Raw genomic sequence first — 19,341 nt, forward strand, 5'->3', positions numbered from 1 at the left:
GTCACAGGCATTGATCATGAACGCCCATGGGGCAACGGGGGCTCGTCGTCAGCCGCATGGCAGCCGACCGGACACTGGTGCTCGCGGCGTGCGCCACCGCGCTGTTCGCCACCACCGTGCTGGCGGCGCTGGTGGGCTACGCGGGCACCACGACCCGCGAGGGACTGCGGCGCACGCTCGCGCAGGCGACGTTCGCCTCGGCCGGCACGACGCTCAGCACCACCGTCCCGGCGGGCGGCCTGCCCGCCGCGCGGCAGCAGGTGGACGGCGCGGTGAAGAAGGTCTACCGCACCGTTCCGGTGACGGTCTCGATGGGCGTCCGCAGCGACTCCTACACGCTGCCGGGCCAGGAGAAGAGCCCGCATCCGGAGCTCACCGCGTTCGCGACCTACACCGGCATCGACCGGCACGGCCGGCTCGCGCAGGGACGCTGGCCCGCGCCGGGTGCCGGGGCCGGAAAGGACGCGGAGGTCGAGGCGGCGCTCCCGGCCGCCGCCGCCCGCCTCGTCCACGCCTCGGTCGGCGACGTCCTCACCCTGCACGGCCGCATCGACGAGAAGGCCGTCGTGCGAGCCAAGATCGTCGGGCTGTTCGACGTGCCGGAGCCGGACGACTACTTCTGGCGGGGTGACCGGCTGGTCACCACCGGCGTCGAGCGCGGCGAGTACACCGCCTACGGTCCGCTCGTGGTGCCCGAGGACGTGTTCGCCGCCCGCTTCAACGGCACCGGCGTGGCCGTCGGGTGGACGATCATGCCGTCCCTGGGGCGTCTCGACGCAGGCGACCTCGACCCGCTCGGCGACCGCGTCGCGCACGGCGGGGACGTCTACGGCAAGGCCCTCGGCGGCGCGCAGTACACCGCCGTGACGAACCTGCCGGAGCTCACCGGCCGGCTGGGCCACGCCATGCGGGTCACCCGGTCGACGCTGCTGATCCCGGTGCTGCAGCTGATCCTGCTGGCCGGGTGCGCGTGGATGCTGGTCGCCCGGCTGCTGGCCGACCACCGGCGCGGCGAGGTCGCGCTGCTGCGCACCCGCGGCCTCGGCATGCGCCAGCTCACCCGGCTCGGCGTCGCCGAGGGCGCGCTGATCGTGCTGCCCGCCGCGGTGTGCGGGCCGCTGCTGGCGGGGCCGCTGCTGCACCTGGCCGGACGCGTCCCCGCGATCCGCGACTCCGGCCTGCACCTGGACGCGGGGCCGCTCCTCCCGCTGTTCGGCGTCTCGGTCGCCACGGCGCTGGCCGGCGCCGTCGCGCTCGGCCTGCCGACGCTGCGCGGCGCCAACCGGACGTTCGTCGAGGCGCAGGCCGGAATGGGCCGCGCCGCCCGCGGCAGGCTGCGCGGATCGGGCGCCGACCTCGCGCTGCTGCTGGTCGCCGGGCTGGCGATCTGGCAGCTCACCCGGTACGGGGTGGACGGCGCCACCGGCTCCGGCGGCGCCACCGGGGTCGACCCGGTCATCGTGTCCGGGCCCGCGCTCGGGGTGCTCGCCGGCGGCGTCCTGCTGCTGCGCGCCGTGCCGCTGGCGTCCGGCGCCGCCGAGCGGGTCGTCGGGCGCGGCCGGGGCCTCGCCCCCGCCCTCGGCACCCGCCAGGTCGGCCGCCGGCCCTCGCGCTACGCTGGGCCGGTGCTGCTGCTGGTCATGGCGATCGCCGTCGGGGTGCTGTCGGTCACCACGATGGCGACCTGGCGCCGTTCGCAGACCGACCAGGCCGACTTCCAGAGCGGCACCGACCTGCGCGTCGCCGGCGTGAACGGCGTCGGCGGCGCGACCCCGCTCGGGACCGGCGCGCGGATCGCCGCGCTTCCCGGCGTCACGGCCACGACCGGCGTGGTACGCACCGACGGCACCATCGGCACCGCGTCCGCCGTCATGCTCGCCGCCGACGCGCGGGCGCTGGAGCCGATGCTGCGGGTCCGCCCCGGACTCCGCGACGCCCTCGCGCTCGGCGAGCTGGCCGGCGCCCGTCCCGGCGCGCCGGCGCTGGTGATCCCCGGCAGGCCCGGACGGCTGCTGGTCGACGTGCGGCTGAAGCGAACCGGCCCCACCCCCGAGCGGTCTCCCGACGCGATGGTGAAGCGGGGCCCGACCTTCACGGCGGAGCTGAGCGTCGCCGACGCGCGCGGCGTGGTCGGCCATGTCGCCCTCGGCGGCGTCCCGCCGGACGGCAGAACCCACACGATCGCGGTCGACGCCGCCGCCGTCACCGGGCCGGGCGGCGCGCCGAGCTACCCGCTGTCGGTCCGCGCGCTGGACTACTCCTACGACGCCAACCCCTACAGCGGGCCCCTCGACCTGACCGTGGAGCGCATCCGCGGCGACGGCACCGGCGACGCGGCGATGCCCGCCAAGACGAGCTGGGACGTCTTCGCCGAGCCCGTCGACCCCGCCAAGCCGGTGCGCCCGCGACCCGGGACGGGCGGCGGGCTCCTCCGGATCGCGATCCCGACGACCCCGCCCGGCCAGCTCGTGTACGGCGCCGAGCTGCCCACCAGCGGAACCGTCGTGCACGCGGTGCTCGGCACCGGCACACCGCCCGCCCATCACGCCGGCAACCCGCGTCTCCTGCCGGTCGTGCCGGGCGTCGTCAGCACCGCCGCCGCGACCCGCGCCAAGGTCGGCGTCGGCGGCACCGTCACGCTGAGCGGCGGCGAGGGCGACCAGCCCGTCCGGGTCGTCGGGATCGCCGAGGCGCTGCCGACGGTCGCGCCCGGCACCCCGGCCGTCCTCGTCGACCTGCCCACCCTCGCGCAGAGACGGATCGCCGCCGGGCAGTCCGGAGCCGGCGGCACGCAGCCCACCGAATGGTGGGCCTCGACCACCGGCGGCCGCACCCGGGCCGCGGCGCAGGCCGTCGGCGACCACCACGAATGGGGCGAGGTCGCCGCCGACCGCGCCGCGCTCCGCTCGCAACTGCGCGACGCGCCGCTCGGCGCCACCCTCCAGGGCGTCCTCGTGCTCGGGTTCGGGTCCGCGCTCGCGTTCGCCGTCATCGCGTTCGTGGTGAACGCCGCCGTCACCGCCGGGCGGCGGTCCCGCGAGTTCGCGGTGCTGCGCGCCCTCGGCGTGCACCCGCGGCAGGTCGCCGGGATGCTCGCGGTCGAGCAGGCGTTCCTCGTCGTGGCCGGCCTCGCCGGCGGCACCGTGCTCGGCCTGGTCGTCGCCCGGCTCGTCGTCCCGCACCTGGTCGTCGGGCTGCAGACCACCGAGCCGTACCCGCCGGCCGTCCTGATCGTCCAGTGGCCGCTGGTCGCCGCGATGCTCGCCGGGACGGCCGCCGTCCTCGCGCTGGTGCTGCCCCCGGTCATCCGGGTGCTGCGCCGCCGCAACGTCGGCGCCGGACTGCGCGCGGGGGAGGAATGATGAGCCGGGCCCTGCAGGCCGGACCGTGGCTGCGGCTGGCCCGCACGCAGTGGGCGCCGCTCGCCGCGCTCGCCGTGCTGGCGCTGGTGTCGGCGGTGCTGGCGGTCACCGTCCCGGCCGCGACCGCCGCCGGATACGACCGCGGCGCGTCCGCGGCCGTCGGCGCGGACGCCGACCTGCGCGTCACCGGCAAGTCGCACGGCACCGACGCCGCCGTCGCCGTCCCGGACGAGGTGGTGCTGGAGTCCAACGGGCTCAGCTGGCAGCAGCTGCTGCCCGGCTCGCTGCGCGAGGTCACCGGGCCGCCCGAGGCGTCCGTCGCCGCCACCGGGCAGATGTTCATGGAAGGCGACTTCGAACGGCCGCGGCTGATGGGCTTCGACTGGGACCCGGGCGCCTGGAAGCGCGTCCGCCTCGTCGCCGGCCGGCCGCCGGTGAACAAGCCTCCAGCGAGCGACGTCCCCGCCGCCGGCCAGGAGGTCGAGGTGCTGGTCGCGCAGCAGTACGCGCAGGCCATGGGCTACCGTCCCGGCGACCGGGCGACCCTCAGGGACCCCGACGCGCGCGGCCCCCTGTACGTCCGCATCAGCGGCCTGTTCGCGCCCACCGATCCCCGCGACCCGTACTGGGCCTCCCGCCCCGGCCTGCTCAAGGCCATGAGGAAGATCATCAGCCCGGACGGCGCCGAGGGGGACGTCGGCACCGCGCTGATGGACGCGCGGGGCTACACCGTCCTCACCCACGGCGCCGACCGGACCTTCACCTTCACCTGGCGGTTCCCCTTCCGCGCCGCCGCCTTCGACAACGCCCGCGCCCACGCCGTCCGCGGCGATCTCGACGCCTACCGCACCGCCGTGCAGGGCCAGGCCGGCCCGTTCTCCTGCACCGCGGTGACCGCGCTGGACGGCCGGCTGCACGGCTTCGACGTCCGGCTGCGCACCGCCCGGTCCATCCTCGGGACGGCGCTCGCCGGGCTCGCCGCCGTCGCCGCCGGCGTGCTGCTGCTGGCCACCGGGCTGCTCGGCGAGCGGATCCGCCCGGTCCTCGGCACGATGCGCGCCCGCGGCGCGTCGCTGCGCACGCTCACCGGATACGCCTGCGGGCTCAGTGCGCTCGCCGTCGTCCCCGCCGCCGCGCTCGGCTACGCCGCCGGGCGCCTCCTGGACGCCGGCCCGCCCCAGTCCCGCTCGATCGTCGTCGTGGCCGGCCTGGTCGCGGTCGTCCTGGCGGTGTCGGCCGCGCCGGCGCTGCGCGAACGCGGCGGCGGCCTCGGCTCCGCCCGCGGCGGCGACCTGACCGCCGCCCGGAGCTCCCCGCGCCGCCTCGTCCTGGACGTGCTGCTCGTCGCGGTCGCCGTCGCCGGCGTCGTGGTGCTGCGGCGGCGCGGCGGCGCGTCCGGCGCCGACCCGCTCGTCGCCGCCGTCCCCGTCCTGCTCGGCGCCGCGCTCGGCATGCTCGTCCTGCGCGCCTACCCCCACCTGCTGCGCGCCGCCGCGCCCGCGCTGCGCCGCGGCCGCGGCGCCGTCCTGTTCGTCGGCCTCGCGCGCGCCTCCCGGCAGACCATGATCGGGTCGCTGCCGCTGGTCGTGCTGCTGCTCGCCGCCGCCGTCGCCGGGTTCAGCGCGACCGTCGACACGACCCTGCGCGACGGGCAGGTCCGCGCCTCCTACAGCACGATCGGCGGCGACGCCCGGCTGGAGTCCGCCGCCCTCGACCCGGGCGCCGTCGCCAAGGCGCGCGCGGTCCACGGCGTCACCGCCGCCGTCCCGGCCCGCGTCGTCGAGGGCGCGACCGGGCCGGGCGACCAGACCCCGATCACCGTCGTCGGCGTCGACCTGGCCGCCTACCGCGCGGCGTTCCCCCATGTTCCCGGCGTTCCCGGCGCGCCGAACGGGCAGCTCGTCTCGCCGGAGGCCGACCGCATCCTCAAGACCGGGTCCAGGACGGTCACGCTGACCAGTTCCCTCGCCGGCCCCATCCGCGTCGAGCCGACCGGGACGATCAAGGAGTTCCCCTCCGTGGCGCCGGGTTCCGCGTTCGTCATCGTCCCCTACAAGGCGCTGGACTCCATGCAGCGGCCCTCCGAGATCTTCATCGGCGGCGACCGCGTCGACGGCGCCGCGCTCGGCAGGGTCCTCGCCGCCTCCTCCCCGAAGGAGACCACCAGCAGCCTGCAACTGCGGAGCGAGGTCCTGCACGACATGACGGACGTCCCGACGATCGACCTCGTGCACCGCACCTTCCGCGACGCCGCGCTGATCGCCGGCGGCTACGGGCTGCTCGCCGTGCTGTTCGTGCTGGTCGTCGGCGCGCGCGCCCGCGCCCGGACCGTCGCGCACCTGCGCGTCCTCGGCCTTGACCGGCGCCGGTCCCGCGTCCTCGCACTCGTCGAGATCGCACCGGTGCTGCTGTGCGCGGTCGCCGCCGGATGGGTGCTCGGCCTGTTCCTGCCCGAGATCACCGGGCCGGTCGTCGACCTGCGCCCCTACACCTCGGGGTACGCCGCCACCGGCCACACGCCCGGCGCCGCCGCGCTCCTGGCGCTGCTCGCCGCGCTGCTGCTGGCCGCCGCTGCGGCCCTCGCCGTCGACCGCGCCTTCGACCGCTCGGCCCTGGGCGACGTCCTGAGAACGGGGGACTGAAGTGAGCGAAGAGGACCGGGGGAGGCCCCCCGCACGGACAGGAGCAGACGTGGCCGACGCACCCGACCTGGCCGAACTCGAACGCCGCGCCGTCGAGCGCGGCCCCGCCTACGGCGAGGGCGCGCACATCGTGTGCGACAACCTCGTCCGCATCTACAAGAGCGAGGGCATCGAGGTCGTCGCGCTGCAGGGCCTGGACCTGCTGGTCGACCCCGGCGAGCTGATCGCCGTCGTCGGCGCGTCCGGCTCCGGCAAGTCGACGCTGCTGAACATCCTGTCCGGGCTGGACGTGCCGACCGCGGGCGTCGCCCGGGTCGCCGGCTCCGACCTGCTCACCATGTCGGCCAGGGAGCGACTGACGTTCCGCCGCGAGAAGGTCGGCTTCATCTGGCAGCAGACGGCCCGCAACCTGCTGCCGTACCTGACCGCCGCGCAGAACGTCGAGCTGCCGATGCGGTTCGCCGGACGGTCCCGCCGCGAGCGCGCCACCCGCGCCGCCGACCTGCTGGGCATGCTCGGCGTCGGCGAGTGCGCGGGCCGCCGCCCCGCGGAGCTGTCCGGTGGCCAGCAGCAGCGCATCGCGATCGCCGTCGCGGTCGCCAACGAGCCGCACGTCGTGCTCGCCGACGAGCCGACCGGCGAGCTCGACACCGCGACCGCCGCCGAGGTGTTCGCCGCGTTCCGCCGCGTCAACCAGGAGTTCGGCACCACCACCGTGATCGTCACGCACGACACGGGGGTGTCCGAGCGGGTCGACCGCACCGTCGGCATCCGCGACGGCCGCACCAGCAGCGAGGTCCGCCGCCGCGACGAGGCCGACGGCACCCGCACCGCCGAGGAGTACGCCGTGCTCGACCGGGTCGGCCGCGTCCAGCTGCCGCGCGGCTTCACCGAGTCGCTCGGCATGCGCGACCGGGTCCGGCTCGCGCTGGAGAGCGACCACGTCGGCGTCTGGCCCGACCGTCCCGAGGAGCGCGCATGACCGAGCCGATGGTCGCCGTCGACGACCTGGTCCGCACCTACCGCACCGGCCGGGTCGAGGTGCCCGCGCTGCGCGGCGCGTCGTTCCGCGTCGCGCCCGGCGAGCTCGTCGCGATCAAGGGCCGGTCCGGCTCCGGCAAGACGACCCTGCTGAACCTGATCGGCGGCCTGGACGTCCCGGACGGCGGCACCGTCCGCGTCGACGGCCGCGAGATCGGCGCCCTCTCCGAGGACGAGCTGCTCGCGCTGCGCCGCGACGACATCGGCTTCGTGTTCCAGTCGCACGGCCTCATCCCGGTGCTGTCGGCCGCCGAGAACGTCGAGGTGCCGCTGCGGCTGGCCCGCACCGCGCCCGCCGAGCGCGACGAGCGCGTCCGGGTGCTGCTCGCGCTCGTCGGCCTCGCCGACCACGCGGCGCAGCGGCCCTACGAGATGTCGGGCGGGCAGCGCCAGCGCGTCGCGATCGCCCGCGCCCTGGCCAACCGGCCGCGGCTGCTGCTCGCCGACGAGCCCACCGGCCAGCTCGACTCCGAGACCGCCGCCGCGATCATGCCGCTGCTGCGCGCGGTCGTCGCCGGCGAGGGCGTCACGGTGCTGGTCGCCACGCACGACCAGGCGCTGCTGTCGGAGGCCGACCGCGTCCTGCACCTGGAGGACGGCAAGATCACCGAAGCGCCGGTGCCGGCCCTCTGAGGCCGGTTGTGCGGGCGCGCGCAGGGCAGGATCCTCGAAGGCGGGATCCGGGACGGGAGGGCGCGGCGTGGCGACCGTAGTGCTGGTGGGGACGCTCGACACCAAGGGCGCCGAGTACGACTGGCTGCGCGACCGGCTCCGGGAGCTGGGCTGCGACGTCGTCCTGGTCGACGCGGGCGTCGGCGAGCCGCGTGCGGCGGCGGACGTGCCGGCGGAGCGGGTCGCGCGGGCGGGCGGCACGTCGATCGAGGTGCTGCGGGACGCCGGCGACCGGGGCCCGGCGGTCACCGCGATGGGCGAGGGCGCGGCGGTCGTCCTCGCCGAGCTGATCGCGCAGGGACGCGTGGACGCGGTCCTCGCGGTCGGCGGCAGCGGCGGGTCGTCGATCGCGGCGCGGGCCGTCCGGGACCTGCCGATCGGGCTGCCGAAGCTGATCGTGTCGACGATGGCGTCCGGGGACGTGTCTCCCTACGTCGGCGCGAAGGACGTCACGATGACCTACAGCGTCGTCGACATCGCGGGCGTGAACCGGGTGTCGCGGCTGATCCTCGGGAACGCGGCGGCAGCGGCGGCGGGCATGGCGCAGGCGTACGCGGCGGCGCCGCGGGAGGCGGCGGACGAGCGGCCGCTGGTGGCGGCGTCGATGTTCGGCGTGACGACCCCGGCGGTGGACGCGGCGCGGGAACGGCTCGACGAACTGGGCTACGAGGTGCTGGTCTTCCACGCGACCGGCGCCGGCGGGCGCGCGCTCGAAGGTCTGGTCGACAGCGGGCTCATCGCGGGCGTCCTCGACCTGACGACGACGGAACTGGCCGACGATCTGGTCGGCGGGGTGCTGTCGGCGGGCCCGGAGCGGCTCACGGCGGCGGGCCGGCACGGGATCCCGCAGGTCGTGGCGCCGGGCGCGCTCGACATGGTGAACTTCGGCCCGCGCGGCACCGTCCCGGAGCGGTTCGCGGGCCGCAACCTCTACGTCCACAACCCGACCGTGACGCTGATGCGGACGACGCCGGAGGAGATGGCGGAGCTCGGGCGGCGGGTCGCGGCGAAGCTGGCCGCGGCGACCGGGCCGACGGTGCTGTTCGTCCCGCTCGGCGGGGTGTCGGCGCTGGACGCGCCCGGCATGCCGTTCCACGACCCGGACGCCGACGCCGCCTGCTTCGCGGCGATGGACGGCGCCGTCGAGACCGAGAGGCTGGACGTGAACATCAACGACCCGTCGTTCGGCCGCGCGATGGCCGACCGGCTGCACGAACTGATCACAGGGGGAGAGCAGTGAACCGCCGGACCGTCCTGGAACGCCTGCGCGCCGCCGTCGCGGCGGGCAAGCCGGTGATCGGCGCGGGCGCGGGCACCGGCCTGTCCGCCAAGTGCGCGGAGGCCGGCGGCGTCGACCTGATCATCATCTACAACTCGGGCCGCTACCGGATGGCCGGGCGCGGCTCCCTGGCGGGCCTGCTGCCGTACGGGGACGCGAACCAGATCGTCGTCGAGATGGCGGCCGAGGTGCTGCCGGTCGTGCGGGACACTCCGGTCCTCGCGGGCGTGTGCGGCACCGACCCGTTCCGGGTCATGCCCGTCTTCCTCGACCAGTTGAAGGCGATGGGGTTCGCGGGGGTGCAGAACTTCCCGACCGTCGGCCTGTACGACGGCGTGTTCAGGCAGAACCTCGAAGAGACCGGCATGGGCTACGACCTCGAAGTGGAGATGGTGCGGCTCGCCCGCGAACGCGACCTCGTCACCGCCCCCTACGTCTTCGACGAGGACTCGGCGCGCGCGATGGCGGAGGCGGGCGCGGACGTCCTCGTCCCGCACGTCGGGCTCACCACCAAGGGCAGCATCGGCGCCGGCACCGCCCTGACCCTGGACGAGGCGGTCGAGCGGGTGCAGGCGATGCGGGACGCGGCGGCCGCCGTCCGCGACGACGTGCTCGTCCTGTGCCACGGCGGCCCGATCGCCGAACCGGACGACGCCGCCTACGTCCTGCGGCGGACGCAGGGCGTCGTGGGGTTCTTCGGCGCCTCCTCGGTCGAACGGCTGCCGACCGAACGGGCCATCACCGAGCAGGTGGCCGCCTTCAAGAACCTGAACATCTGAAGCGCACGACCGAGGGTCAGAGCGTCTTGCCGCGGACGTAGACCCAGGCGCCGTCATGGCGGACGAACCGGCTGATCTCGTGCAGGACGCCGTCCTCACCGCCGGCCGCGTAGTGCGCGCGGAACTCCACGACGCCCTTGCCGTCGCCGGGGCCGCCGTCCTCGGCGCGGACGATCTCCAGCCGCGTCCAGCGCATCGCCGGGTCGAAGCCGACGTGGCCGGGCCGGGTCGCCGGATGCCAGCTCCTCAGCAGGTAGTCCTCGTCCTCGACGGCGAACGCGCTGAACCGCGACCGCATCAGCTCCTCGGCCGTCCGCGCCTGCGCCTCGCCCCGGTGCAGGCGCCCGCAGCATTCCCCGTAGGCGGCCCCGGACCCGCACGCGCACTTCTTCGCCATGCTCCGATTGTCCCGCAGCGAGGACGCGTCCCCGCTGGACATCCGGCTATTCCGGCGTCCAGTGGGTAAGGGGGCGAACATGCCTGAACAGCATGAGGACGACCTCGTCGAGTCCCAGGGGGTGAACGCCGGCGGCCCGGTGGACGCCCCGCCGTCCGGCGAGAAGCCCGAGGGCCCCGAGCCCGAACCGCCGGAGCTGCCGCTCACCGCCGGGTCGCTCGACGACGACATGGTGGGGCTCCCCGAGCAGAAGCCGGGCTACCCCGGCCAGCAGCGCTCCGTCGACACGAGCTGACTCAGCCGGTCGTCATCACCAGCGTGCCGAGGGCGCTCTTGCCGGTGCCCCACATCGTCGTCCCGCCGGGCGCGACGCTGAGGGCGGTCAGCACGGAGTTCCACGTCCCGGCCGACTGCGGCACCTGCACCCGCGACCATGTGCCCGTGGCGGCGTCGAGATGGAAGATCATCGGCGCGCCCGGCACGTCGCCGGCCATCCCGCTCGCGTAGGCGCCGCCCCGGCCGTCCGGCGCCAGCGTCGCCCGCGTCGCCGGTCCGGCTCCCGGAAGCGGGACGTTGCGCCAGGCCGTCCCGTCCCAGTGCGCGAGGAAGGGCGGGCCGGAGGGGTCGTCGGACTGGCCGATGGCCCACACGTCGCCGGTGCCGAGCGGCAGGACGTCCGTCGCGCGCGCCGTCGCCGGCCACACGGTGATCGGGTGCTCGGTCCAGGTGCGGCCGTCCCACTGCGCGGTGTCGGGGTAGTACGCCCACTGGCCGTCCCAATGCTCGTGCCGGCCGGCTATCCAGGTGCCGTCGCCGACCCGGATCCGCGCGATCGAGATCTCCTGCGCGGGGCCCGTCAGCGGGACCCGCTCGGCGGCGCCGCCGCTGATCCGGAAGACCTCGTGATAGTCGAACGACACCCATGCGTTCCCCGGACTCGCGTCGACCGACGCCTTGCCCGCCGCCGCGTCGTCGCCCTCGGGGATGCGGACCTGCGTCCACGAGGTCCCGTCCCAGTGCAGGATCCAGTTCTTCCCGACCTGGTAGGCGCTGCTGGTGTACCCGGCCGCCCACGCGTCGGTGCGCGACGTCGCCGCCACCGCGTCCAGGCTCGCGTCGTACTGCCCGTTCGGCAGCGGGTAGCCCTGCCAGCCCGAGCCCGTCCAGCGCTGCATCACCGGCCGCGGATGGTCGAAGACCGTCGAGCCGACGTGGTAGTAGGTCCCGACGGCCCAGGCGTCGCCCGGCGCCATCGCGGCGACCCCCGCGAGCGTGCCGCCCGGGACGAACGGCGAGGCCACCGAATGCCATCCGGTGTCCGCCCGCGCCGGCGCCGCACCGATCCCCAGCACCGCCAGCGCACCCGCCGCGACCGCACCCCGCCACCCGCATGACCGTCTCATGACGCCAGCATCTACTGGCACAATCGTCCCGTCAATGCCCCGCGTCACGGCGCGACGCGCGGCCGGCGGGGGCCTGTGATCGCCGGGCGCCCGCCGGCCGCGCCGTCCTTCGAGGTCAGCCGCCGATGCCGGAGTCCTGCGCGGCCTTGACGATGGCCGCGGCGTCCTCGGGCAGCAGGTACCCGCCGTCGACGGACTGCTGCGCCGCCGCCTGCACCTTGCTCACGTACCCGGCGTGCGTCGGGTAGAGCCGGCTCAGCACGGGCTCGGCGGTGGGCGGGAGCGTCGGGTCGGACGGGTCGCCGGCGTCGTGCCGGTCCCAGCCGTCCTTGTCGCCGTTCCACGGGTCGCGGGCGCCGTAGAGGCCGCAGAAGACCCCGTCGTTGAGGCCGATGTTCCGCAGGCCGGTGAGCGTGCGCGTCGGCACCGTGACGTCCGGCAGCCGGACGCCGCCGGTGGCGAGGCCGGTGCGCGGGTCCCGCAGCACCGTGTTCAGCGGCGCGCCGCTCGGCGGCCGGGCCCCGCCCCGCGCCCACGACGCCAGATGGCGCAGCGCCGCGTTCATCGAGTAGTGGCCGGGGCCGTCGTTGAACGGCGCCGTCCCGGGCGAGCAGTCCGCCTGCGGCGCCGCCGACCCCGCCGACTTCTTCAGCGTCGGGTCGCCGAGGTCGTACGCCCACTGGTCGCCGTGGGACGTGCCGGCCAGCTCCCAGTGCACGACGCTGCCGGTGTCCGGCTGCCGCGCCACCGACGCCAGCGGGACGTCGGTCTCGGTGAGCACGACGAACGTCGGCACCTTCAGGTCCGTCCGGATCCGCGACGGGTTCGGCATCGACAGCGTGTCGCCCAGCTCGCCGGTGATCGGCGCGCCCACCGCGCTGTTGCTGTGGATCATGAGCCCGTCGTAGACCCCCGCCACCGGCTGCACGGCGTTGGCGTAGGTCGTCATGAACCCGGCCGACTGCGACTCGCCGTCCGCGAGCAGCGTCTTGACCTGCAGCCCGCCGAGCGGGTCCGGGCCGTCCGGCGCGCGCAGCGCCTGTCCGGCCTGGGAGAAGATGTCGTAGGAGTAGGCGTCGCCCGGATGCACGAGCGTGCCGTACCGCGCCGGGTCCCAGCCCTTGAGGCCCTTGATCTCGCCGAGCCCGCCGTTGACGCCGACCGCCTGCGCCGAGACGCCGACCCACGCGTACCCCTCGCGCAGCAGCTCGTCGCGCTCGAACCAGTAGTCGGGCGACAGCTCCAGCTGCCCGCTGACGTTGAGCCATTCGACGACGACGGTCCCGTTGAACTTCGCCGGGTCGGTGGGCCGCCGGACGAGCAGCCGCGTCTTGTACGCGGCGCTGCCCGTCTCGCGCACGTTCCACCGTCCGTCCGAGCCCCACAGGCCCGACTTGCCGTACGACTTCGCGGTGCCGGAGATGAAGTACTCGTTCTCGGTGTAGCCGAACGAGCCGAGGTCCTCCGCCGCGGCGAGGAACGGGAATCCGTGGCTGCCCGCCGGCGGGACGCTGACGGCCGGGTCGTCGGCGGCGGCGTGCGCGGCGGGCGCCGCGCCGATGAAGGAGCTGAAGAGCACCGCTCCCAGTACGGCGGCGGTGGCCCGCCGCCGGGGGGAGCGCAGGGGTGGTCGCACGTTGCCTCCTGAAGCACAGGTCGGGGGGAAGCACAGTGTCGGCCGCCCCGCCCGTCCCGGCATCGGGGAAATCGCCAGTCCCGGGGGCCGCATCCGCCCGCCGCCGACACCGGAGAAGAGACCGGCGATTCTGCCGATGCCGCGCGGGCCGCGGCGTTCTACGTTGCTGGGCTGACCGGCCCCGAACGGTCGGGGCCCGGAATCCGTCCCCCGCGCGCACCGCGCACGAAAAGAGGCCCGCATGTCCCTCACCCCCTCCCTCCGGCGGCTCGCGGCCGTCGCCCTCGCCGGCGCCGTGAGCGCCGCAGGCCTGGCCGCCGTTTCCGCCGCACCCGCGTCGGCCGCCTGCTCCGACGTCGACGTCGTGTTCGCCCGCGGCAGCGGCGAACTGCCCGGCCTGGGCATCGTCGGGACGCCGTTCGTCAGCTCCCTGCGCGGCGACCTGCCCGGCAAGTCGGTGAGCTCCTACGCGGTGAACTACGCCGCAGACCTCGCGCAGACCAGCGCCGGACCCGGCGCCACCGACATGAGCAACCACGTCAAGTCCGTCGCCGCGTCCTGCCCCGGCACCTCGTTCGTGCTCGGCGGGTACTCCCAGGGCGCCAGCGTCACCGACATCGCGATCGGCATCCGGACCCTGCTCGGCACCGGCGGCACGATCCCGACGAGCCTCGCCCCGCGCGTCAAGGCCGTCGTGGTCTACGGCAACCCGCTGCGCCTCTACGGCCAGACGATCAACTCCGCCAGCTCCCTCTACGGCCCGAAGGCCAAGGAGTTCTGCAACCTCGGCGACCCGGTCTGCGCGAACGGCGTCGACATCTCCGCCCACCTCACCTACGCGACGAACGGCACCGTCCCGCAGGGCGCCCAGTTCGCCGCCGCAAGGATCAACGGCTGATCCGTCGCCGCCCGCGCGTTCGATGGAATGCGCGGGCGGCGCGTCCCGTCCTCATCGCGCGATCCACTCCCGCGGCCGGGCCGGTTGTCGGCTCCCGACATCCGGACGCCCGTACGTTGGCTCCCGCGACCTTTGCCGCGCCCGCCGGGCTCCGCACACTTGACGCTACTCGTTCTGACGGAGGCGACTTCCGGAGGAGGCGTCATGTCCAGCAGAAGACTGAAGGCCCTGGTGGCGTGCGCGGGAACGGCCGCGGCCCTGGCCGTCCCGGTGGGCGCGGGCGCCGCGCCCGCGGACGCCGCGGCGATGCGCGACGTGCTGCTGGTGGGCAACAGCCAGTCGGGGAGCGTGAGCTTCATCGACGGCCGCACCTACCAGAACCTCGGATCGTTCAACGTCATCCCCGACCTGCAACAGCGCCTCGCGGAGATGACGCTCGTCCAGCGCGCCGGATACGAGACCGTCAAGCAGATCGAGGGCGGTGACCGGTTCGTCGACGACGTCCAGCTCGCCGCCGACGGCCGCACGCTGTACGTGTCGCGCGGCAACCTCGACGACGCCGCGGCCTTCGACGTCGCCACCGGCCGGGAGCTGTGGCACACCCGGCTGGACGGCTTCCACGCCGACCACGCCGCCCTGTCGCCGGACGGCACCAAGTACGTGATCTCGGCGACGACCGCGCAGGTCGCCGAGGTGCTCGACCCGAGGACCGGCGCGGTCATCGGCAAGTTCGGCACCGGGACCTATCCGCACCAGAACGACTTCACCGCGGACGGCCGCTACATCTACAACACCAGCATCGGCATCACGTCGCTGCCGAAGTCGCTCGAACTGCTGAAGGGCGACTTCCTGCTGGAGAAGGTCGACGCGAACTCGCTCCAGGTCGTCAAGACGTGGAGGTTCCCGCACGGCATCCGGCCGAACCTGATCGCCCCGGACGGCAACACCTTCTACGCCCAGCAGTCCTACCTCAACGGGTTCATCAAGTACGACCTGAACCAGGGGAAGATCGTCAACACGGTCACCATGCCCTACAGCGACCATGGCAAGTCGCTGAGCCCGGACGACTACCCGCAGAACTCCGCCCACCACGGCCTCGCCCTGTCCGGTGACGGACGGCAGCTGTGCGACGTCGGCACCATCGACGACTACACCGCCGTCGTCAACACCTCGGACCTGTCCACCAAGGGCATCTTCAGCTACCCCGTCAACAGCCTCCCGTACTGGGGCACGACCAGCGCCGACGGGACCCGCTGCTTCGTCTCCCTCAGCAAGGCCAACGCCGTCTCGGTGATCGACTACGCGACGGCGAAGGAGGTCGCCCGGGTGCCCGTCGGCGTCTTCCCGCAGCGCGAGCGCACCGGCCTGGCGGCCCCGGAGGCCGTCGCGGCGCTCACGCCCGCCGGCTGAACCGGGCAGACTGGGGCGTCGCGGGATCCTCGCGACGCCCCATGCGGGAGTGAACATGTCGGAACGCACCGTGCTCCGCCGCCTCATGGAACGCATGCGCGCCGACCCCGGCCTGCTCGACGCCGTCGTCGAGGCGGCCCGCGCGGAGTCCCCGCCGATCGCCGGGCTGCCGGTGCAGGAGGTGCGGCGGCACATCGCCGCGCTGCTCGCCGTCGTGTCCGCCGCGTTCATCGACATGTCCGGGCTGAGCGAGGAGGACACCAGGGCCGCCGACCGGCTGGCCACCGATCGCGCGCTGCAGGGCGTCCCGCTGGCCGCCCTGCTCGACGGCTTCCAGGCGGCCCGCTCGTACGTGCTGACGCGGCTGATGCAGGAGGCCCGCGCGGCCGGGGTGTCCCTCGACTCCATGATCGAGGAGATCATGGAGCTGGACCATTACGCCAACGGCCTGCAGAACCGGCTGATCCACGCCTACCGCGAGACCGAGCTGAGCCTCGCCCAGTCGGCGCACGCCGCCCGCGTCCAGGCTTTGCGCGAGCTGCTCGGCGGCGGCCCCGCCTGCGCCGCCGACGCCGGCCTGTCGGCCACCCGCCGGTACCACTGCCTGGTCACCGACATCGGCGACCCGCGCGAGGCCCGCCGCACCGAGGCCGCCGTGGCCCTGCCCGACGGCGTCTCGGGCCTGGTCGACGGCCACTGGTGCGCCGTCACGACCCGGCTGCCCGCCCGCATCGACCTCCTCGCGATCGCCGGGCCGCCGGTACGCCCGTCCGACCTCGCGAACGTCTACCGGCTCTGCCGCGCGGCGCTCGCCTCGGCGCGGCGCCGCGGCCTGGACGGCCTCCGCCGCCTCACCGACCTCGCCATGCCGGTCGCGTTGGATTCCCGTCCCGACCTCGGCGCCGTCCTCGCCCGCGAGTATCTCGCGCGGCTCGACCCGGCCGAGGAGTTCCACCGCCTTCTGGCCGAGACGGTTCTCACCTACCTCGACCACGGCGAGCACCCGGGCCGCACCGCCGACGCCCTGCACATCCACCCGAACACGGTCAAGCACCGCCTGCGCCGGTTCGGTGTCCTCACCGACTTCGCGCACCAGGCGCCGCCGGGCGAGACGCTGGGCCGCGCCCTCACCTGGCGCTGGGCCCTCCAGACCTGGCTGGCTCCGCCGAGCGGGCGGCGTCCGGAGAGGGGCTGATCGGTGCGACGGCGGTCCCCTCGAGTTCGACCATCAGGGTGGGGATCGCCAGCCGCGTCACCCCGAGCATCGTGGTGGCCGGCGCCGCCCCGGCGGCGCCCAGCCGCGACGCCAGGACGCCGTAGTGCTGGAAGAGCAGATCGACGTCGGTGGTGTAGACGTTGAGCCGGACGAGGTCTGCAAGGGACATGTCGCCCTCGCCGAGGACGGCCTCCAGGTTGTCGAGGCTGAGCGCCAGCTGCGCCGCCATGTCACCGGCGTGCTGGGGCTTGCCGTCGCCGCTCATCGCGGTCTGCCCTGCGCAATAGAGGGTCCGGGCGTGCCCGGAGACGATCTCGCCCTGGTTGTAGCCCAGCTCCACCGACCACGTCCACGGGTTGACCGCCGTTCGCTCCATGACCACATCAGCTCCGTTCGATCCGTCGAGACGTACGTCCATCGGCCCGGTGGCCGCCTTTGACGTCGTGGTGAAAGCCTCGCAATGAATCACGACATCCTCTGTCGTGTATTTCGCTAAGGTCCGCGTATGCGCGCCGACCGGTTGGTCTCGCTGGTGCTGCTGCTGCGCCGGCACGGTCGGCTGTCCGCGGCCACGCTGGCCGGCGAGCTGGAGGTGTCCACCCGCACCGTGCTGCGCGACATCGAGGCGCTGTCCGCGGCCGGCGTCCCGGTCTACGCCGAACGCGGCCGGCACGGCGGGTTCGCGTTGCTGCCCGGTTTCCGGACCGAGCTCACCGGCCTGAACCACGACGAGGCCCTCGCCCTGCTGATCGCCGGATCGCGGCGCGGCGCGCAGGCGTTCGGCCTCGGCTCGGCGCTCGCCTCGGCCATGCTCAAGGTGGTCGACGCGCTGCCCGCTAGCCATCGAAACATCGCGGCCGGTGCTGCCGAGCGGTTGCTCATCGACCCGGAGATCGACCTGTTGTCGCGCCGCGTGGTCGACGAGGAGGTGCCCGACACCATCGTCGCCGAGGTCCGGCGCGCGGTGTTCGCCGGGCACAAGCTGCGGATCCACTACGCGGCCGCGGGCCGGCCGCCGGAGTGGCGGACGGTGGACCCGATCGGCCTGGTCACCGTGCGCGACCGCGGCTACCTGCTGGCCACGAGGTCCGGCGCGGACCGTACGTACCGGCTGTCCCGCGTCCTGGCCGCCGAGGAGCTCGACGAACCCGCGCAGCGACCGGACCGGATCGATCTGGACCGGGCGTGGCAGGAACGCAGCACGCGGTTCCGGGCCGGGGGAGACCAGGTCACCGTGCTGCTGCGGCTGAACCCGGCACGGCGGGAGGAACTGCTGGACACCGCGCTGGCCGTCCGCGCCGAAGAGGCCGACCCGGACGGTCGGCTACGGCTGGAGGTGACCTTCCAAGATTCGAGACACGCCGAATGGGCGCTGTGGCAGCTCGCCACGGACGCGGAGGCCCTGGACCCGCAGTGGTTGCGCGCCTCCCTGCGCGACCGCGCCGCCGCGATCGCCGCGCGCTACGGCGCGTCGTCCTGAGCGCCGCCGGCCGCAGCCAAGAAAAGGCGCGCCGGTCCATGTCCGGTCTTGCCCCGACGACACCCAAGGCACCGGCGACCGCACGCATGGACGGCGACCGACCGGTCAGGCGGTCAGGCCGGCAGCGCTTCGCGGATCTCGAAGACGCGGTCCAAGCCCATGGTCCGCAGGATCCGGGTAAAACGGTCGGTCGGATTCAGCAGGACCAGCCGCCCGCGCAGAGCGCTGATCCGCTTCCGTGCTCGCAGGAATTCGTTCAGGGCGGACGAGTCGCAGAACCTCATCCTGCTGACGTCCACCGACACCCGCGGCTCGGCGCGGCCGGCCATCGCCTGCGTCAGATGGTCCTTGAAAGTCGCCGCCGTGGTGAGGTCCAGCTCTCCGGTCACGGTGACCTGCGACCACTCACCGCACCGGTCGACGCTGAACACTGCTTTACGGGCCCGCCGATCGGCCACCATCTCCATGGGATCACGCTCCTAACGCCGCCGTTATGCCCGTCTCAACGGAAGGTAAAGCTGGTCGTGGCCCTCCGTTCGGACCCGGAAGCGCCTCCCGGCCTAGACCACCGTCCCGACGTCGGTGATCAGGTGGCCGCCCGCCGACTCGGCCTCCCACTTCAGCGGGATCTCGAAGCGGACGATGGCGCCCTGGACCCGCCGGTTGGCGATCTGGAGGTCGTCGGCGAGGGCGTTGATGATCTGCAGGCCGCGCCCGTGCTCGGCGGTGGCCTCGGGGCTCTGGGCGGCCTGCTCCAGGGCGATCGCGTCGAAGCCGCGACCGGTGTCGACGACCTCGATCACGCATCTGCGGTCGATGATGTGGATCCGGACCTCGTACTCGTCACCGGGGTGGGCGTGCTGGATCACGTTCGCGCACGCCTCGCCGATGGCCAGGGCGATGTCGGAGCGGGTCCCGGCGGTGCACCCCAGGACCTTGAGCGCGGCGTCCAGCACCTCCCGCGTCACATGCGCCGTCTCCGCGTCCCTGGGCAGGCACAGCATCAGCGTGAGTTCCACCGGGTCCCCCTGAGCCTCGAGGCGCAGGCTGCCTGCGCTCGCAGCGTGCCACGATACAGCCGGTCCGCGCGCGGCCTTGGAGGACGGCGGGCCTTCCTGGCGAAATG

At 74.5% G+C, this 19,341-nt stretch carries 16 protein-coding genes and 1 pseudogene; 11 read left to right on the top strand and 6 right to left on the bottom strand.

What is annotated here, in order from left to right:
* Positions 1 to 26: 26 nt before the first annotated feature.
* The 6 genes from QP089_RS14030 to QP089_RS14055 all read left to right on the top strand — a co-directional run bounded on the left by QP089_RS14030 (position 27) and on the right by QP089_RS14055 (position 9,775).
* Complete coding sequence (locus tag QP089_RS14030; RefSeq protein ID WP_285912009.1) at positions 27 to 3,362, top strand: FtsX-like permease family protein; 3,336 nt, start codon at positions 27 to 29, stop codon at positions 3,360 to 3,362.
* On the top strand, positions 3,362 to 6,004 hold the full coding sequence (locus QP089_RS14035) for an FtsX-like permease family protein (RefSeq protein WP_285912010.1): 2,643 nt from the start codon (positions 3,362 to 3,364) through the stop codon (positions 6,002 to 6,004). The genes QP089_RS14030 and QP089_RS14035 overlap by 1 nt, the downstream gene beginning before the upstream one ends.
* Before the next feature lie 49 nt (positions 6,005 to 6,053).
* A complete protein-coding gene (locus QP089_RS14040) occupies positions 6,054 to 6,986 on the top strand; it encodes an ABC transporter ATP-binding protein (RefSeq protein ID WP_285912011.1) in 933 nt (310 codons plus the stop codon).
* Entirely contained in the window at positions 6,983 to 7,678 is a 696-nt protein-coding gene (locus QP089_RS14045) for an ABC transporter ATP-binding protein (protein WP_285912012.1), read from the top strand. The genes QP089_RS14040 and QP089_RS14045 overlap by 4 nt, the downstream gene beginning before the upstream one ends.
* Positions 7,679 to 7,745: 67 nt before the next feature.
* Positions 7,746 to 8,957, top strand: coding sequence for a Tm-1-like ATP-binding domain-containing protein (locus tag QP089_RS14050; RefSeq protein ID WP_285912013.1), 1,212 nt, complete (start codon positions 7,746 to 7,748; stop codon positions 8,955 to 8,957).
* A complete protein-coding gene (locus QP089_RS14055) occupies positions 8,954 to 9,775 on the top strand; it encodes a phosphoenolpyruvate hydrolase family protein (protein WP_285912014.1) in 822 nt (273 codons plus the stop codon). The genes QP089_RS14050 and QP089_RS14055 overlap by 4 nt, the downstream gene beginning before the upstream one ends.
* Positions 9,776 to 9,791: 16 nt before the next feature.
* Here the strand turns inward: QP089_RS14055 and QP089_RS14060 are convergent, their stop codons facing one another.
* Positions 9,792 to 10,172 carry a YchJ family protein gene (locus tag QP089_RS14060; protein ID WP_285912015.1) on the bottom strand — a complete coding sequence of 127 codons (381 nt, stop codon included), beginning with the start codon at positions 10,170 to 10,172 and terminating at the stop codon, positions 9,792 to 9,794.
* A gap of 79 nt (positions 10,173 to 10,251) precedes the next feature.
* Between QP089_RS14060 and QP089_RS14065 the strand changes: the two genes are divergently transcribed.
* The gene (locus QP089_RS14065; protein WP_285912016.1) at positions 10,252 to 10,467 is read left to right on the top strand and encodes a hypothetical protein; all 216 of its coding nucleotides are present in this window, start codon (positions 10,252 to 10,254) and stop codon (positions 10,465 to 10,467) included.
* 1 nt (position 10,468) lies between these two features.
* Here the strand turns inward: QP089_RS14065 and QP089_RS14070 are convergent, their stop codons facing one another.
* Entirely contained in the window at positions 10,469 to 11,575 is a 1,107-nt protein-coding gene (locus QP089_RS14070; RefSeq protein WP_285912017.1) for a hypothetical protein, read from the bottom strand.
* Positions 11,576 to 11,690: 115 nt separating this feature from the next.
* Entirely contained in the window at positions 11,691 to 13,211 is a 1,521-nt protein-coding gene (locus tag QP089_RS14075; protein ID WP_285912018.1) for an alpha/beta hydrolase domain-containing protein, read from the bottom strand.
* A gap of 241 nt (positions 13,212 to 13,452) precedes the next feature.
* On the opposite strand from QP089_RS14075, the gene QP089_RS14080 reads away from it, so the two are divergent.
* The 3 genes from QP089_RS14080 (at position 13,453) to QP089_RS14090 (ending at position 16,714) form a co-directional block, all read left to right on the top strand.
* The gene (locus QP089_RS14080) at positions 13,453 to 14,109 is read left to right on the top strand and encodes a cutinase family protein (RefSeq protein ID WP_285912019.1); all 657 of its coding nucleotides are present in this window, start codon (positions 13,453 to 13,455) and stop codon (positions 14,107 to 14,109) included.
* Between the two features lie 204 nt (positions 14,110 to 14,313).
* Positions 14,314 to 15,519 (top strand): YncE family protein, encoded by a 1,206-nt coding sequence (locus tag QP089_RS14085; protein ID WP_285912020.1) that lies wholly within the window; start codon positions 14,314 to 14,316, stop codon positions 15,517 to 15,519.
* Positions 15,520 to 15,574: 55 nt separating this feature from the next.
* On the top strand, positions 15,575 to 16,714 hold the full coding sequence (locus QP089_RS14090; protein WP_285912021.1) for an RsbRD N-terminal domain-containing protein: 1,140 nt from the start codon (positions 15,575 to 15,577) through the stop codon (positions 16,712 to 16,714).
* A gap of 4 nt (positions 16,715 to 16,718) precedes the next feature.
* Here QP089_RS14090 and QP089_RS14095 read toward each other — a convergent pair.
* Positions 16,719 to 17,111: pseudogene (locus QP089_RS14095) on the bottom strand (RidA family protein); the annotation flags it as partial.
* A gap of 129 nt (positions 17,112 to 17,240) precedes the next feature.
* On the opposite strand from QP089_RS14095, the gene QP089_RS14100 reads away from it, so the two are divergent.
* Positions 17,241 to 18,215, top strand: coding sequence for a helix-turn-helix transcriptional regulator (locus tag QP089_RS14100; RefSeq protein ID WP_285912022.1), 975 nt, complete (start codon positions 17,241 to 17,243; stop codon positions 18,213 to 18,215).
* Positions 18,216 to 18,328: 113 nt separating this feature from the next.
* Here QP089_RS14100 and QP089_RS14105 read toward each other — a convergent pair whose 3' ends face one another.
* Both QP089_RS14105 and QP089_RS14110 read right to left on the bottom strand, forming a co-directional pair.
* The gene (locus QP089_RS14105) at positions 18,329 to 18,682 is read right to left on the bottom strand and encodes an STAS domain-containing protein (protein WP_285912023.1); all 354 of its coding nucleotides are present in this window, start codon (positions 18,680 to 18,682) and stop codon (positions 18,329 to 18,331) included.
* Positions 18,683 to 18,775: 93 nt separating this feature from the next.
* The gene (locus QP089_RS14110) at positions 18,776 to 19,234 is read right to left on the bottom strand and encodes an ATP-binding protein (protein ID WP_285912024.1); all 459 of its coding nucleotides are present in this window, start codon (positions 19,232 to 19,234) and stop codon (positions 18,776 to 18,778) included.
* Positions 19,235 to 19,341 lie beyond the last annotated feature (107 nt).

Origin of the sequence: Actinomadura opuntiae (assembly GCF_030283205.1) — a bacterium.
GTDB lineage: Bacteria > Actinomycetota > Actinomycetes > Streptosporangiales > Streptosporangiaceae > Spirillospora.

Excerpts from the sequence above, each read along its gene's own strand:
- QP089_RS14030 (WP_285912009.1), top strand. The coding sequence starts at position 27 with ATGGGGCAACGGGGGCTCGTCGTCAGCCGCATGGCAGCCGACCGGACA.
- QP089_RS14035 (WP_285912010.1), top strand. The coding sequence starts at position 3,362 with ATGAGCCGGGCCCTGCAGGCCGGACCGTGGCTGCGGCTGGCCCGCACG.
- QP089_RS14045 (WP_285912012.1), top strand. The coding sequence starts at position 6,983 with ATGACCGAGCCGATGGTCGCCGTCGACGACCTGGTCCGCACCTACCGC.
- QP089_RS14060 (WP_285912015.1), bottom strand. The coding sequence starts at position 10,172 with ATGGCGAAGAAGTGCGCGTGCGGGTCCGGGGCCGCCTACGGGGAATGC.
- QP089_RS14065 (WP_285912016.1), top strand. The coding sequence starts at position 10,252 with ATGCCTGAACAGCATGAGGACGACCTCGTCGAGTCCCAGGGGGTGAAC.
- QP089_RS14070 (WP_285912017.1), bottom strand. The coding sequence starts at position 11,575 with ATGAGACGGTCATGCGGGTGGCGGGGTGCGGTCGCGGCGGGTGCGCTG.
- QP089_RS14080 (WP_285912019.1), top strand. The coding sequence starts at position 13,453 with ATGTCCCTCACCCCCTCCCTCCGGCGGCTCGCGGCCGTCGCCCTCGCC.
- QP089_RS14085 (WP_285912020.1), top strand. The coding sequence starts at position 14,314 with ATGTCCAGCAGAAGACTGAAGGCCCTGGTGGCGTGCGCGGGAACGGCC.
- QP089_RS14090 (WP_285912021.1), top strand. The coding sequence starts at position 15,575 with ATGTCGGAACGCACCGTGCTCCGCCGCCTCATGGAACGCATGCGCGCC.
- QP089_RS14100 (WP_285912022.1), top strand. The coding sequence starts at position 17,241 with ATGCGCGCCGACCGGTTGGTCTCGCTGGTGCTGCTGCTGCGCCGGCAC.
- QP089_RS14105 (WP_285912023.1), bottom strand. The coding sequence starts at position 18,682 with ATGGAGATGGTGGCCGATCGGCGGGCCCGTAAAGCAGTGTTCAGCGTC.